Annotated in this window: 12 protein-coding genes and 1 pseudogene; 8 read left to right on the top strand and 5 right to left on the bottom strand. The window is 69.6% G+C overall.

What is annotated here, in order from left to right; all coding sequences use genetic code 11:
- The first annotated feature begins 79 nt into the window (after positions 1-79).
- The 4 genes from HMPREF0321_RS01540 to HMPREF0321_RS01525 all read left to right on the top strand — a co-directional run bounded on the left by HMPREF0321_RS01540 (position 80) and on the right by HMPREF0321_RS01525 (position 3852).
- Entirely contained in the window at positions 80-481 is a 402-nt protein-coding gene (locus tag HMPREF0321_RS01540) for a DUF3151 domain-containing protein (protein WP_006943618.1), read from the top strand.
- 294 nt (positions 482-775) lie between these two features.
- Positions 776-1738, top strand: coding sequence for a response regulator transcription factor (locus HMPREF0321_RS01535; RefSeq protein ID WP_006943668.1), 963 nt, complete (start codon positions 776-778; stop codon positions 1736-1738).
- 212 nt (positions 1739-1950) lie between these two features.
- Positions 1951-3240, top strand: a complete 1290-nt coding sequence (locus tag HMPREF0321_RS01530) for an adenylosuccinate synthase (RefSeq protein WP_006943627.1) — start codon at positions 1951-1953, stop codon at positions 3238-3240.
- A gap of 102 nt (positions 3241-3342) precedes the next feature.
- Positions 3343-3852, top strand: a complete 510-nt coding sequence (locus tag HMPREF0321_RS01525; protein WP_006943696.1) for a DUF402 domain-containing protein — start codon at positions 3343-3345, stop codon at positions 3850-3852.
- A 92-nt stretch (positions 3853-3944) separates the two neighbouring features.
- Here HMPREF0321_RS01525 and HMPREF0321_RS01520 read toward each other — a convergent pair whose 3' ends face one another.
- The 3 genes from HMPREF0321_RS01520 to HMPREF0321_RS01510 all read right to left on the bottom strand — a co-directional run bounded on the left by HMPREF0321_RS01520 (position 3945) and on the right by HMPREF0321_RS01510 (position 7518).
- Positions 3945-4760, bottom strand: coding sequence for an IclR family transcriptional regulator (locus tag HMPREF0321_RS01520; protein ID WP_006943622.1), 816 nt, complete (start codon positions 4758-4760; stop codon positions 3945-3947).
- 77 nt (positions 4761-4837) lie between these two features.
- Positions 4838-6148, bottom strand: coding sequence for an aminopeptidase P family protein (locus tag HMPREF0321_RS01515; protein ID WP_006943692.1), 1311 nt, complete (start codon positions 6146-6148; stop codon positions 4838-4840).
- 56 nt (positions 6149-6204) lie between these two features.
- Positions 6205-7518 carry an MFS transporter gene (locus HMPREF0321_RS01510; RefSeq protein WP_006943636.1) on the bottom strand — a complete coding sequence of 438 codons (1314 nt, stop codon included), beginning with the start codon at positions 7516-7518 and terminating at the stop codon, positions 6205-6207.
- A 244-nt stretch (positions 7519-7762) separates the two neighbouring features.
- Between HMPREF0321_RS01510 and solA the strand changes: the two genes are divergently transcribed.
- The 4 genes from solA (at position 7763) to HMPREF0321_RS01490 (ending at position 12929) form a co-directional block, all read left to right on the top strand.
- Entirely contained in the window at positions 7763-8896 is a 1134-nt protein-coding gene (gene solA, locus HMPREF0321_RS01505; RefSeq protein WP_006943656.1) for an N-methyl-L-tryptophan oxidase, read from the top strand.
- A 52-nt stretch (positions 8897-8948) separates the two neighbouring features.
- Positions 8949-10763: a lysine--tRNA ligase gene (lysS, locus tag HMPREF0321_RS01500; protein WP_040014273.1), complete on the top strand. Its 1815-nt coding sequence runs from the start codon at positions 8949-8951 to the stop codon at positions 10761-10763.
- Between the two features lie 149 nt (positions 10764-10912).
- Positions 10913-11911 carry a thermonuclease family protein gene (locus HMPREF0321_RS01495; protein WP_050786422.1) on the top strand — a complete coding sequence of 333 codons (999 nt, stop codon included), beginning with the start codon at positions 10913-10915 and terminating at the stop codon, positions 11909-11911.
- Between the two features lie 166 nt (positions 11912-12077).
- Entirely contained in the window at positions 12078-12929 is an 852-nt protein-coding gene (locus tag HMPREF0321_RS01490) for an acyl-CoA thioesterase II (RefSeq protein WP_006943642.1), read from the top strand.
- A 21-nt stretch (positions 12930-12950) separates the two neighbouring features.
- On the opposite strand, the gene HMPREF0321_RS16910 is transcribed toward HMPREF0321_RS01490, so the two are convergent.
- Positions 12951-13340 (bottom strand): chorismate mutase, encoded by a 390-nt coding sequence (locus HMPREF0321_RS16910; protein WP_006943679.1) that lies wholly within the window; start codon positions 13338-13340, stop codon positions 12951-12953.
- A gap of 34 nt (positions 13341-13374) precedes the next feature.
- Positions 13375-14721, bottom strand: a pseudogene (locus tag HMPREF0321_RS01480) (ATP-binding domain-containing protein); the annotation flags it as partial.

The raw sequence follows: 14721 nt of genomic DNA, 5'->3' as shown, positions 1-14721 counted from the left end.
CGGCGGTGTGAGGGGTGTGACGTGGGTGTTGCCGGCCCGCCGCGGCGGGGTTGTCGGGTGTCGATGCTTGAATGGCGGCATGGACAACCTTCTTGCCATTCCGGAGACCAAGCTCGACGTCGACCCCGCAGCCGAGAAGCTCGACCTCGGCGTCCACGCCCGCGACGTGGCCCGCATGTACCCGGCGAGTTCGCTCGTGTGGGCGACGCTCGCCGAGGACGCGCTGGGTGACGGCGAGGCTGTCGAGGCGTACGCCTACGCGCGCACCGGCTACCACCGCGGCCTCGATTCCCTGCGCCGCGCCGGGTGGAAGGGCCAGGGGCCCGTTCCGTGGGAGCACGAGCCGAACCGCGGTTTCCTGCGCGCACTCGCCGCGCTGAGCAAGGCCGCCGGCGAGATCGGTGAGGTCGACGAGCAGCGACGCTGCGCCGACTTCCTGCGCGACTCCTCGGCCACCGCGGCGCGTGAGTTGGGCGTCTGAGACGCGCTCGAGCGCCGCGTCCGAAAATGATGTCGGCGTGAGGGAACCGATCTCCTGATCGCCGCGTCTCAGATGTGACGATGCCCGATCAGGGAGCGCTCGCACCCGGTGCGTCGAATCGTCGTGCCTCTCGGGGCGCGGCTGTCGGCGCCCGGTATCTCTGGGGGATGAGCGAACGGGGAGTCGGGCGTCGTCCGCCGCCTGGAACAGGGCGGGCGCGACGGGGGTGTGGCCGGGAGGGGCCACACCCCCGTCGCATGTCATCTGGCGGCCACGGCGCGTTAGCCTGACGGCGTGAATCCTCTCGCCGTCCTCGGCATCGACGACCTCGCCGAACAGCTCTACCGCCAGGTGCTGCGTGACCAGGCGCGACCGTTCGGTGTGTACGCCTCGCGGCTCAACACGCCCGTCGGTGACGTCGAGGCAGCGGCTGAACAGTTGCGCGCGCTGCGTCTCGTGCGCATCACCGAGGACGGCCGCCCTTCCGCCGATCATCCGCGCGCCGGGCTCGAACGCGTCCTGTCGGCCGAGGAGGCGCGCCACGCCGAGCGACGTCGCGACCTCGCCCGCCTGCGCGACGCCATCGATGGTTTCGCCGGCGACCATCGTGCAGGCCAGGAGCAGGCCGACACCGCCGAGGCGGGTCGCGAGTACGTCGAGATCGACGGGCTCGGTGACGTCATGGAGCACCTGGCGGCATCGACCTCGGGCCCGATCCGGTTCACGCACACCGACGCACTCGCCGTCAGCGCCGGGGAGCAGCCGGTGCTCGCGCGCCTCGTCGCCGACGGGCGCCTGCTGCGTGGCCTGCACGAGTTCGACGCCGCGAGCACGCGCAGCCTCGACGTCGTCGAGTGGGCGAACCTGGGCGAGGAGCAGCGCCTCGCGACGCACATCCCGAACGAGTTCGTCTGCTACGGAACGGATGCCGTCATCGCCAACACCGATTGGGGCGGCGAGGGTGGGCGGTACGTCGTGCTGCGCGACGCCGTCGTCGTGCGCGCGTTCGTCGAGTTGTTCGACCGGATGTGGGCGGCGGCCTCCGGCGTCGACGACGGCGCGGAACCGACGTCGGAGCGTCTCGTCGAGCTCATGCAGGCCGGGTTGAAGGACGAGGCGATCGCGCGGGCGCTCGGCGTCAGCCTGCGGACGGTGCGACGCCGCGTCGCGGCGCTCATGGAGGAGTGCGGCGTCGAGACGCGCTTCCAGCTCGCGGTGAAGCTCACCGAACGTGGCCTCACCGGCTTCGAGGGCTGACCAGGCACTCGATGAGGGGCGTCCGGTGGTGCTCGGCGGGCGACGCATCGGCTCGCCTGCTGACGACGACCGCGACGGATGCGCGCCAGCGGGTAACCTTGGGCGGTAAGAGTTGACGCCCGGTTCGTCGCTCGAGGCCGCCGCGCGCCGGGGGTCGAGCGTGGCGGGGGAGCGGCGTCAGCCCACCAGCTACGCAAAGGCAGTTGATACCGATGCCGGCAATCGTTCTCGTCGGCGCCCAGTGGGGCGACGAAGGCAAGGGCAAGGCCACCGACCTTCTCGGAAGCCGAATCGACTACGTCGTGAAGTTCAACGGCGGCAACAACGCCGGGCACACGGTCGTCATCGACGGTGAGAAGTACGCGCTGCACCTGTTGCCGTCGGGCATCCTGACGCCGGGTGTCACGCCCGTCATCGCGAACGGTGTCGTCGTCGACCTCGGCGTGCTGTTCGAGGAGATCGACGCCCTCGAGGCGCGTGGTCTCGACACGAGCAAGCTCGTCATCTCCTCGAACGCGCACCTCATCCCGCGCTACAACAAGGTGATCGACCAGGTCTCCGAGCGCTTCCTCGGCAACCGCAAGATCGGCACGACCGGGCGCGGCATCGGCCCGACGTACGCCGACAAGATGAACCGCATCGGCATCCGTGTGCAGGACCTTTTCGACGAGTCGATCCTGCGACAGAAGGTCGAGGCGGCGCTCGAGACGAAGAACCAGCTGCTGGTGAAGACGTACAACCGTCGCGCGATCGAGGTCGACGAGGTCGTCGAGGATCTGCTGCAGTACGTCGAGCGGCTGCGCCCGATGGTGAAGGACACGTCGCTGCTGCTGAGCAAGGCGCTCGACGCCGACGAGGTCGTGCTGTGCGAGGCCGGTCAGGCGACGCTGCTCGACGTCGACCACGGCACCTACCCGTACGTGACGAGTTCGAACGCGATCTCGGCGGGCGCCTGCACCGGTGCGGGCATCCCGCCGACGCGCATCGACCGCGTCATCGCCATCCTCAAGGCGTTCACGACGCGCGTCGGCGAGGGCCCGTTCCCGACGGAGCTGCACGACGAGGTCGGCGACCGCCTGCGCGAGATCGGCGGCGAGTTCGGCACGACGACGGGGCGCCCGCGCCGCATCGGCTGGCTCGACACCGTCATCGGGCGCTATGCGACACGCGTCAACGGCGTCACCGACTTCGTCGTCACGAAGCTCGACAACCTCGACTCCTTCGACGAGATCCCCGTCTGCGTCGCGTACGACATCGACGGCGAGCGCGTCGAGGAGATGCCGGAGAACCAGACCGACTTCCACCACGCGAAGCCGATCTACGAGATGCTGCCGGGTTGGAACGCCGACATCACCGGTTGCCGCACGTTCGAGGACCTGCCCGAGAACGCGCAGCGCTACATCGAGTTCGTCGAGAAGCAGATCGGCGCGCGCGTCAGCGTCATCGGCGTCGGCCCGGGTCGTGACGAGGTCATCGTCCGCCACGATCTGTTGAACGACTGACTCTCCCATCTCTCGCCGCAGGGGCCGACTCGCTGACGAGTCGACCCCTGCGGCGCGTTCGTGTGCGTCCTGGCGCCGGCGGGCCGCCGGTAGGCTGGGTGTGTGGCGAGGGAAGCGATCCGACTGCAGTTCGGCAAGTACAACGGTGACGAGCACTGGGGGTTCGACGCCGTCGTGCTCGGCCGTGACGCACAGGGGCTGTGGCTTGGGGTGACGGGTGGCACCCGTGTGGCACGACCCGGGCTCGAGTTCGCAGCGCACGGCGACTTCGTCGTCCTCGTTCCCGACGACGCCTGGTGGGTGGCCACCTTCAACACCGCTCCGGGCGGCAAGGACCATGACATCGACGTCTACGTCGACATCACGACGCCGACGACCGTCAACCAGGGTGAGGCGTTCACGCTCGACCTCGACCTCGACGTCGTCAAGCGCACGAACGGTGACCTCGGCATCGACGACGAGGACGAGTTCGAGCGGCACGCCCGCGAGATGAGCTACCCGCCGCGACTCGTGACGGCGGCGCGTGAGGCTGCCGACACCGTCATGACGATGGTGCGTGACGGCGTCGCACCGTTCGACGGTTCCCACGAGAAGTGGCTCGCGAAGCTCTGACGAGCCCGGCGTCCGTGTCGGTGCACGAGCAGCCGGCCCCAAGATGGTGAGTAACTCACAGATAGCCGGGTCCTTACCCGCCTACCCATGAGTTACCCGCCCTCATGCGGGGGCAGGTGCACGGACCCGTCCGGGCGAGGAGAGGCGACGTACCCCAGCGCTCGTGACGTCTGCTCGGCAGCTTCGCGGGTGGCGCGAGCGAGCAGGCCGATGCCGTCCGCGCCGACTCGATGGGCGGGCGCCGCGAGCAGGACGGCGGCGGCGAGATCTCCGCGATGGTCGTGCACCGGCGCTGCGAGGCCGATGACGTCGGCAGACGTTCGCCGATCGTTGATGAAGACGCCCGTGTCATGACCCTCCTCGAGCAGGGCGTGGAGCCCCTCGAGCGCCCCGTCGTCCGCCCCGGGCAGGTCGATGGTGCCCGCAGTGATCCGCGCGTCGACGCGCGTCGGCGGCTGGTCCGCGAGGAACACCTGCACGCATGCGCTCAATGCCGTCGCGTAGCGCGCACCGACCGGCGTGACGTGTGCGATGTCGTGCCGGCTCGCCACCTGTTCGATGACGACGGCCTCCTGGCCCGTCCATCGTACGAGCGCGGCTGACTCGCCCGTGACGTCTCGTAGATGGCGCAGGGGGCGACGGGCGGCGTGCCCAACGTCGAGCGATCCGAGCAGCGGCCCGGCGAGCAGGACGAGGCCGAGCCCGAGGGAGTACTTGCGGCTCTGCTCGTCCCGCTCCACGAGGCCCTCGTCCTCGAGGGCGACGAGCAGGCGCGAGACCGTGCTCTTGTGCAGGCCAGTACGTTCGGCGAGCTCGACGACGCCGAGCCGGTCGTGGCCGGCATCGAAGGCGCGCAGCACGTCCAGCCCGTTGCGCAGGGCGGGAAAGCCCGAGCTCTCGGTCGTCATGGTCCTCCTCGGCGTGATGGCGTGGGGGCCGGCCGTCCGCGCACCTCACCGGCCCCCACGTCGCAGTGGCGCACGTGTCAGTGACGCGCGGGCACGATGTTGTGGGCGGGCCCGTAGGGGTAGCCGGTGATGTTGGTCGCCCCGTCTGCGGTGATGACGAGGATGTCGTGCTCACGATAGCCGCCGGCACCGGGGTTGCCGTCGAGCACCGTGATCATCGGTTCCATGCTCACGACCATGCCCGGTTCGAGCACCGTGTCGATGTCCTCGCGCAGTTCGAGGCCCGCTTCGCGCCCGTAGTAGTGGGAGAGCACCCCGAACGAGTGGCCGTAGCCGAAGGTGCGCAGCGGCAGGATGCCGAGTTCGGCCATCAACCCGTTCAGCTCGTCGGCGATGTCGCGGCATCGTGCGCCGGGGCGGATGAGCTCCAGGCCGCGTTCGTGCACCGTCACGAGCGATTCCCACAGCGCCAGGGTCGCGTCGTCAGGCTCGCCGTAGAACATCGTCCGTTCGAGGGCGACGTAGTACCCGGAAACCATGGGGAAGCAGTTGAGGCTGAGCAGGTCGCCGGGCTGCACGCGCCGGGTCGTGGGCCAGTTGTGGGCGCCGTCGGTGTTGAGGCCCGACTGGAACCACACCCACGTGTCCCGCAACTCACTGTCCGGGAAGGACGACGCGATGCGACGCACCATCTCCTCGGTGCCGGCCAGGGCGATCTCGTACTCGCTCGAACCTCCGGCGGGCATGCCGTCGAGCGCGTCGCGGATCGCAGCCGCTCCGAGATCCGCGATGCGGGCAGCCTCGGTGATGAGGGCGATCTCCTCGGCGGACTTGATCATCCGCTGACGCATGACTGCCTGGCCGATGTCGATCATGCGCGCCCCGGGCAGAGCGGCAGCGAACTGATCTCGGCGATGGAGCGTGAGGTGGTCGTACTCGAATCCGATGACGCCGCGCGCGACGTGTGCGGTCTCCAGGAGGGTGGCGACGGCGTGTTCGGGGTTGGTGCGTTCCCAGTCGGTGTAGACGACGTTATCCCCGTGGCTGCGTCGCCATGGCATCCCGGCATCGATCCCGGCCGAGACGGTCGTGCTCGTCTCGTGCGTGACGACCAGAGCGTAACCACGACCGAACGAGGTGTAGAGGAAGTCGGAGTAGTACTTGATCGCCTGCATCGAGGTGAGGACGACGGCGTCCACACCAAGCTGTGTCATCGTCGATCGCAGCCCCGCGAGCCGACGTTCGAACTCGCCGGCGGAGAACGTCAGCGGGACCTTGGTGCCGTTGTGCACCGTGCGCAGGCGATCGGAGCGAAACGTCTCCAGGGCGTGGGCTGTGGCGTCGACCGGGGGAGTCGTGGGCGATCCGGAGGTCGTGTTCGTGGTCATGGTTGGTTCCTTCCAGGTGGGTCAGAGGTGAGATCGGGTTCGTGCGAGGGCGGGTGTCAATCGCGGGCGAGGGGCTTGCCGGCGGTCTCCCGGGCAAAGGCGACGGCGACCAGCGTGACCACGGCGACCGCGACGAGGTAGACGGCCGGTGCGATGGTCCAGTGCGTGCGGCCGACGAGCCACGTCGCGATCATCGGTGCGGTGCCGCCGAAAAGCGCGTTCGCGAGGTTGAACGTCAGGGCGAAACCGGTGAAGCGCGTTCGGGTGGTGAACTGCTCGGCGAGGAAGGAGGGCAGTACTCCGTCGTTGAGTGCGAGCACCCCGCCGAGCAGGATCTGCACGAGCACGATGACGGCGAAGCTGCCCGATCCGAGGGCGACGAAGGCAGGGACGGAGCCGACGATGAACAGGGTGCTGGCTGCGTACATGAGCGGCTTGCGGCCGTAGCGATCCGACAGTGCCCCGGCGCCGAGGACGAGGGCGATGTAGCAGCCGAGCGCGATCGTGGCGGCGACGAACGAAAGAGTCTGATCGAGGTCGAGCTCGGTGCTGAGGTAGGTGGGCAGGTAGGACAGGACGACGTAGAACCCAACGGCGTTGAGCAGGGCCGCGGCAAAAGTGACGACGAGGGCGCGGCGCTCGCGCAGGACGAGGGCGATCGGCGCGGCCTCGGAGGCCGGCGTGTTCTCACGGGCAGCGAGGAACTCGGGGCTGTCGTCGAGGCGACGGCGGATCGTCAATCCGACGAGGCCGAGAGGCAGCGCCAGGGCGAACGGCAGCCGCCATCCCCAGGAGGCGAGGTCCGACGCCGGCATCCACGCGCTCATCCCCGCGGCGATGAGCGACCCCACGAGCAGGCCGGACGCGGTCGAAGCGGGTACCACGGCACCGGTGAGGCCGCGCCGTGATGCGGGGGCGTACTCCGTCAGGTATGCGCTCGCTCCGGCGTACTCGCCGGCAGCGGAGAAACCCTGGACGAGGCGCAGCACGAGCAGGAGGACGGGCGCGAGGATGCCGACGGCGTGATACGTGGGCAGGAGCGCGATGAGAAAGGAGGCGCCCGACATGAGCAGGATCGACGCGGCGAGTGCCGAGCGTCGCCCGATGCGGTCGCCGATGTGGCCCCAGACGACACCTCCGATGGGGCGGCAGAGAAACGACAGCGCGAACAGCGCGAACGTCTTCACGAGGGCCGTTCGAGGAGTGTCGTTCGGGAAGAAGGCCCCCGATATCTCATGTGCGAAGTAGCCGTAGACCGCGTAGTCGAACCACTCGACGAAATTGCCGACGAAGGAGCCGGCGATGACGCGTCGACGCATCGCGGTGGACCCCGGGAGGGTGGTGGAGATGGTGTCAGGTGGAGTGGCCATCGGTGTGCCTTTCGCGCAGAGCATCACGGTGATGCTGTTTCAGCAACTCGGTTGCTTCCCACACTGACGTGCCTGAGGTCGGCTGCCGTGTCATCGATGTAACGCGGAGGTGACGTCAACCGGCCCGACGTTACGTCTTGGTTGCTTAGGCATCTGCTTACCCTGCAGGCGGTTCCACAGTGGCATGCTGGCGGCACGTGACCGCGACGTACGCGTCGGGGCAACTCGGTTGAGAGGAATAGGCATGGAGACGGTCATCGTCATCGGTCTGGGCGGCATGGGGTCGGCTGCCGCGGCACATCTCGCGCGCCGCGGTGCGCAGGTCATCGGCCTCGAGCGGTTCGAACCCGCCCATGCCATGGGCTCGAGCCATGGCGGCTCGCGCATCATCCGGCAGTCCTACTTCGAGGATCCCGCCTACGTTCCGCTGCTCCTGCGCGCCTACGAGCTGTGGGACGACCTCGAGGCCTCGGCCGATGAGCCCGTCCGGACGCTCACCGGCGGCCTTTACGCAGGCGATCCCGACTCGCTCACGTTCTCCGGCAGCCTGCTTGCCTCCCAGCAGTGGGACCTGCCCCATGAGGTCCTCGATGCGGCCGAGATCCGCCGGCGTTTTCCGCACTTCACCCCGGCCGACCACGAGGTCGGGCTCTTCGAGGCCGCCGCGGGCTTCGCCCGGCCCGAGAACACCGTGCGTGCTCACCTCGCCCGTGCCTTCGCCGCGGGTGCCGATCTACGCTTCGGCGTTCGGGTGCTCGACTGGTCGAGCAATCCCTCGGGCGTGACGGTGCGGACATCGGAGGGTGAGCTGCGCGGGGATCGTCTCGTCGTGTGCCCTGGCGCCTGGGCGCCCCGTCTGCTCGAGGAACTCGAGGTGCCGATCACGATCGAGCGACAGGTGATGCATTGGTTCCCCACCGGTGCTGCGTACGCGAGTTTCGCCGCGGGGCCGATCTACATCCACGAGCGGGCCGATGCGGCCCAGATCTACGGCTTTCCGGCCATCGACGGGCCGGATGGAGGCGCCAAGGTGGCGTTCTTCCGAATGGGGGCCGAGTGTGATCCCGAGACGATCGCGCGTGATGTCGAGGCGTGGGAGGACGAACGGATGCGCGAGCGCCTCGCGCTCACCCTGCCGGCGCTGGCGCATTCGCCCGCGTCGGACGCCAAGGCCTGCATGTACTCGACGACACCAGACGAGCACTTCGTCATCGGCATGCACCCCGCGTACGACAACGTCGTCGTCGCGTGCGGCTTCTCGGGGCACGGCTTCAAGTTCGTCCCCGTGGTGGGCGAGATCCTCGCCGATCTCGCGCTCGGTGGCCACACGCCGCACGCCGTCGACCTATTCGACCCCACGCGATTCGCGGCGGCGTGACGGCCGCGGTCCGTGGTTCCGAGCACGGCGTGCACGCCCCTAAAATGGCGCCATGACGACTGTGCTGCCTCCTGACGCCGACTGGGTTTCGCGACTTGCCGACGAGACGATCGCCGAAGCCGAGAAGCGTGGCACGAAGGTCGTTGTCGCCTCCGGCATCAGCCCCTCGGGCCCGGTGCACCTGGGCAACCTGCGCGAGGTCATGACGCCGCACCTCGTCGCCGACGAGATCCGTCGCCGCGGCATCGAGTGTGAGCACATCATCAGCTGGGACGACTTCGACCGCTACCGCAAGGTGCCGAACGTCGAGGGCGTCGACGCCTCGTACGAGCAGTACATCGGCATGCCGCTGACGCGCGTGCCCGCGCCGAAGGGCAGTTCGGCGAGCAGCTGGGCCGAGCACTTCCGCGCCCAGTTCGAGGAGGGCCTCGCCGCGCTCGGAGTCGTCTACCGAGGCATCAGCCAGAGCGAACAGTACGGCGCGGGCGCCTACACGGATCAGATCCTCTTCGCGATGAGCAAGCGCGACGAACTCGACGCCATCCTCGCGCGCTACCGCACCCTGCCGAAGCCTGACGGCGACGCCGCCGGCAGCGGCAAGCCCGTCAAGGGCGGCAAGAAGGCGCCCGTGTTGTCCGAGGAGGAGCAGGCGGCAGCCGCCGAGGCGGAGGCCGGTTCCGGCGCAGCAGCCGAGGACGACGGCGGCAGCGCGTCCGGTTACTACCCGTACAAGCCGTACTGCTCGGCGTGCGGCACCGACTTCACCACCGTCACCGCCTATGACGACGCCACGCACCACCTCACGTACACGTGCCGCTGCGGGCACACCGAGACCGTCGACCTGCGTGAGCACCGCAACGGCAAGCTCGTGTGGAAGATCGACTGGCCGATGCGCTGGTCGGTCGAGAAGGTCGTCTTCGAGCCGTCGGGCGTCGATCACCAGAGCCCCGGTTCGAGCTTCGTCGTCGGCAAGGACGTCGCTCCGATCTTCGGGTGGGAGCGCCCGCTCGGCCCGATGTACGCGTTCGTCGGCATCAAGGGCATGGCGAAGATGAGCTCGAGCAAGGGTGGCGTGCCGACCCCGAAGGACGCGCTCGGCATCATGGAACCGGCCCTGCTGCGCTGGCTTTACGCGCGCAAGAAGCCGAACCAGAGCTTCACCGTCGCGTTCGACTCCGACGTGCAGCGCATGTACGACGAGTGGGACGCGCTCGTCGCGAAGGTCGCCGCCGACAAGGGCCAGCCCGGTGACGTCGCCGCCTACGTGCGCGCGTCGACGACGGCTGAGAAGGTGCTGCCCGCGACCGAGTACCCGGTCGCCTACCGCACCCTCGCGAGCATCAGCGACATCACGACGGGTGACGAGACGCAGACGCTGCGCATCGTCGGCACGCTCGACCCGGCGAACCCCCCGTCGAGCCTCGACGCGCTGCGCCCGCGCCTGACGAACGTCGAGAACTGGGTCGCGCGCTACATGCCCGACGACGAACGCACGGTCGTGCGGGAGACGAAGAACGCCGACGCCCTCGCAGCCGCCAGCGACGAGCAGAAGACCGCCCTGCGCATCCTGCTCGACGGCCTCGACGTACCGGGCGAGCAGGGGCTGCCGCGCATCGAGGACGCGTGGTCGCTCGACGGGCTGACGACGCAGGTCTACGGTGTGCCGAAGGTGCAGATCGGCAAGGGTGCCGACTTCCGACCCGACCGCAAGGCCGACCCCAAGACGGCCGCAGCCCTCGGCGCGAGCCAGCGCGAGTTCTTCAAGCTGCTCTACACACTGCTCATCGACAAGGAGACCGGCCCGCGTCTTCCGACGCTGCTGCTCGCCGTCGGCCCGCAGCGCCTGCGCGAACTCGTCACCCCCTGACGGCCGCCCCCCGTACCCATCGGCGATTCTCGGCCACATTCGTCGAGCCGGGCGGGGCCGGTGATCGGGTCAGCCAACGCCGGAGTGACGGGCTTCTGCGCCCCGATCGGGCCGCGTTGTCGGTGTCGACGTCTACGCTGACGCGCGTGATGACGATGACGACGATCCGCGGAGCCGTGACGAGCCTGGGCGCGGCTGCGCTCCTCGCGGGCACCGCGGCCTGCGGCACCTCGTCGGACGCATCGCACTCGGCGACGAGCGCGTCGCCCACGGCGTCCTCGTCGAACGGCACGCAGCCGGCGCCCTCGGCGTCGGGCTCGTCGCGCGCGTCAGCGTCAGGGCCCACGCCTGCCGACAGTGGCTCGACATCGACGAAACCGGCGTCCGACGCCACGTCGAGCTCCGCGAAGGGCGGCGACACGCACGGGCAGGGCGCCGGGACGGGTCCGGGAGCGGCGTACGACGTCGTCAGCGTCATCGACGGCGACACCATCGCCGTCCGTATCGACGGAAAGCGCGAGAAGATCCGCATCATCGGCCTCGACACCCCCGAGACGCGCAAGCCGAACACGCCCGTGCAGTGCTTCGGCAAGGAGGCGAGCAGTCACATGCAGTCGCTCGTGCAGAGCAAGCAGGTGCAGCTCGCGGCGGACTCGTCGCAGGGCGATCGCGACAAGTACGGCCGCCTGCTGCGTCACGTCTTCGTCGGCGGGACGACGAACGTCGCGCTCGCGCAGATCGAGGGCGGCTACGGGCGTGAGGAGACCTACGACGGGCCGTACGAGCATCGCCTCGAATATCTCGCGGCACAGAACCAGGCGAAGAACGCCCACCGCGGCACGTGGGGCCCGCCGTGCAACGGTTTTCACCAGGATGACGCAGGCTCGAGCGCTGCTGCGTCGACGTCAGCTGCGCCGGCACCCTCGACGCCCGTCGCGCCAGCCGCTCCATCGTCGCCGGCCGGTGCCGGCTCGAGCGGCGGAGCGTGCGCGATCAAGGGCAACATCAACTCGAAGGGCGCCAAGATCGCGCACGCGCCCGGTTCGGCGACGTACGACAAGACCGTCATCACGCCGAGCAAGGGGGAGCGCATGTTCTGCTCCGCGGCCGAGGCCATCGCCGCAGGGTGGCGCATGGCGAACGACTGACCTGACCGCAGCGCACCACGTCGGCCTGGTGGCCACCCTGCTCGACGCCGGCCGATGCAGGCGCGCGCCGTGGGTGGGAAGGGCCCGGCCACGCCCCGCCACCCCCTGGATTACTCGCCGGTATGACTCAGCCCACACAAGGCCAATCGACTCCTACGATGGCGTCATGAGCGACACCACCACCTCGAACACGCCGGGCGAACAGAACCGGCACGACATCGACGTCCTGCTCGCCGCCGCCGCGCGGCAGCACGCCGTCACGATTCCGGCGGGCTGGGGGCAGGGTCGGGCGACGTTCGGTGGCGTCGTCGCAGGCGTCCTCGTCGCCCGCGTGCTCGGTGAGCTGGCCGCGGATCCGACGTCGCTGCGTTCGCTCACCGTCAACTTCGTCGCACCGGCCTCCGCCGGCCCGGCCGAGGTGCGCGTCGAGGTGCTGCGGCAGGGCAAGTCGGCGACACAGGTCGAGGCGCGCCTCGTGCAGCCGGACGATTCCGGCGAGAGCACCGTCCGCGCCATCGCCCTGCTGACGTTCGGTGCGCAACGCGACTCGAAGGTGGCGCTCGATCCGACCTTCGACGCAGGCACGCGCCCGGCGTTCGAGATGCTCGAGGCCATTCCGTACATCGAGCCGTTCACGCCCGAGTTCATCGCACGCGTCGACCTGCGCCCGGCCAGCGGGGTGCTGCCGTTCTCCGCAGCTACTGACGGTGACCTCACCGGCTACATGCGATTCCGCGAGCTGACCGACGACTTCGGCGTCGCGCACCTCGTCACGCTCATCGACGCGTGGCCGCCGGCAGCGGGGCAGATGCTGCACTCGCCGGCCCCGATGTCGACGATGACGTGGACGCTCGAGTTCACTGCGCCCGTCTCGTCCGACCCGGCGACGACGTGGTGGTACGACGTCACGACGGACGCCGCCCACGACGGCTACGCCCACTCGGGGGCGCGCATCTACGACCCCGCGAGCGGCGCCCTCGTCGCCATCAGTCGTCAGACGGTGGCGTTGTTCGGCTGACGCACACGCGAACCGCCGACGTCAGGACGCGTCGGACGCGGCCTGCAGGTGGTGGTGGATGACCTCGTCGATGACGAATCGGAGGAACTTCTCGCTGAACTCGGGGTCGAGGCCCGATTCGGCGGCGAGGCTGCGCAAGCGGGCGACCTGACGCTCCTCGCGCGACGGGTCGGCGGGCGGAAGCTCGTGCGTCGCCTTGTACTCGCCGACGGCCTGCGTGATGCGGAAGCGTTCGGCGAGCATGTGGATGATCGCCGCGTCGATGTTGTCGATGCTGCGTCGGTACGCGCCCAGCACCGCGTCGGACGTGCCCGCGACCGAGCCGTGCAGACCGCCGTCGCCCGCGGTCGCGCTCGCGCCGCCGTCGGGGCCGTCGCTCGCCGGCAGCGCGGCGTCAGGGGTGTGGGTCATGTCGTCCTCGCTCCGTCGTCACTCGTGTCTCGCGTCAGCGCACGTCGAGCACAGTCATGCGGTGCGCCGCACGAGTCAGCACAACATAGAGAACGCGCGCGCCGCCAGGTGACTCGGCGGTGATCTCATCGGGGTCGACGACGAGCGTCGCGTCGTACTCGAGGCCCTTCGTCGACATCGGGTCGATGACGACGACGCGGCCCGCTGCGCCGTCGAGCTCAGCCAGCGCCTGCCGCCACGCCGCGGGCGCGATGACGGCGACGCTGCCGTCGACCTGCTCGAGCAGGTCGCTGACGGCTTCGCGGGCGCGGGCGATGACGTCGTCGCGGCTCACGTCGATCGAGACGGGGTGGATGCCGGTCTCGCGTACGGCTTCGGGGATGTCGGCGTCGGGCACGTAGCGTCGGATGAGGTCGGCCGCGAAGTCGAAGATCTCGCGCGCGTTGCGGTAGTTCGTCGTCATGTGGAAGCTCTGGCGCTTCTTCGTCCCGAAGGCCTCGTCGCGCGCCTCGGCGGCCTCGTCGAGGTCGGGCCATGACGCCTGGGCGAGGTCGCCGACGACCGTCCACGACGCGAACTTTCCGCGCCGACCGACGGCGCGCCACTGCATCGGCGACAGGTCCTGCGCCTCGTCGACGAGGACGTGGCTGTATTCCTCGGCGCGCGTGAGGCGCCCGGCGAGCAGGCGCTCGCGGGCGTCGGCGGGTGTCACCTCGAAGCCGCCCTCGCCGCCCTGACGGCGCGATCCGGTCACCTCGACCTCGTGGACGCCGTAGTCGGTGAGGTTGTCGAACTCCTCGATCTCGTAGAAACCGCGCTCCTCGCGGGCGGCCTCGGGCACCTCGGCGAGGCGGGCGAGCAGGTCGTCGACGAGCGCAACGTCGGCCACGGACCACTCGCCGCGCTCGACCGCGACGGCGATCGACGCGACGAGTTCCGCCTGCTCACCAATGCTCAGCACACCGCGTGCATAGCGCGCGAGCCGGTCGGCGTCACCGAGCCACAGCAGCACGTGACGCGGGTCGATCGGGCGCCACCAGTCGGTGACGAACGCCTCGACGTCGCGCGAATCCTCGAAGCGGTCGACGAACTCGGGGCGCTCCAGGTTCGTGTGCTCGCGCACCTGCAGCCACGCCGCGGCCGCGAGGGCCTCGACGACGTCGGCGGGGTTGCCGGCGAGCTTGTTGTGCTGGTGGTGGCTGAGCAGGCTCGCGCGGATGCGGCGCAGCTCGCGCTCATCGAGGTGGACGGCGAGGCCCGCGACCATCGTGCGCAGGCTCGTCGCCGCGTCGGGCGCGACGTCCTTCGCGGCGCGCGAGAGCACCTTTCGGATGCGCAGCCCACCCTTGACGGCGGCCGCGGCCGGCGCGTCGCGGAGCGC

Origin of the sequence: Dermacoccus sp. Ellin185, assembly GCF_000152185.1 — a bacterium.
Classification (GTDB): Bacteria; Actinomycetota; Actinomycetes; order Actinomycetales; family Dermatophilaceae; genus Dermacoccus; species Dermacoccus nishinomiyaensis.
The sequence above is the reverse complement of the archived record's forward strand: the minus strand, read 5'-3'. Positions and strand labels throughout refer to the sequence as shown.

Excerpts from the sequence above, each read along its gene's own strand:
- lysS (WP_040014273.1), top strand. The coding sequence starts at position 8,949 with ATGACGACTGTGCTGCCTCCTGACGCCGACTGGGTTTCGCGACTTGCC.
- HMPREF0321_RS01520 (WP_006943622.1), bottom strand. The coding sequence starts at position 4,760 with ATGACGACCGAGAGCTCGGGCTTTCCCGCCCTGCGCAACGGGCTGGAC.
- HMPREF0321_RS01530 (WP_006943627.1), top strand. The coding sequence starts at position 1,951 with ATGCCGGCAATCGTTCTCGTCGGCGCCCAGTGGGGCGACGAAGGCAAG.
- HMPREF0321_RS01495 (WP_050786422.1), top strand. The coding sequence starts at position 10,913 with ATGACGATGACGACGATCCGCGGAGCCGTGACGAGCCTGGGCGCGGCT.
- solA (WP_006943656.1), top strand. The coding sequence starts at position 7,763 with ATGGAGACGGTCATCGTCATCGGTCTGGGCGGCATGGGGTCGGCTGCC.
- HMPREF0321_RS01540 (WP_006943618.1), top strand. The coding sequence starts at position 80 with ATGGACAACCTTCTTGCCATTCCGGAGACCAAGCTCGACGTCGACCCC.
- HMPREF0321_RS01510 (WP_006943636.1), bottom strand. The coding sequence starts at position 7,518 with ATGGCCACTCCACCTGACACCATCTCCACCACCCTCCCGGGGTCCACC.
- HMPREF0321_RS16910 (WP_006943679.1), bottom strand. The coding sequence starts at position 13,340 with ATGACCCACACCCCTGACGCCGCGCTGCCGGCGAGCGACGGCCCCGAC.
- HMPREF0321_RS01490 (WP_006943642.1), top strand. The coding sequence starts at position 12,078 with ATGAGCGACACCACCACCTCGAACACGCCGGGCGAACAGAACCGGCAC.
- HMPREF0321_RS01515 (WP_006943692.1), bottom strand. The coding sequence starts at position 6,148 with ATGACCACGAACACGACCTCCGGATCGCCCACGACTCCCCCGGTCGAC.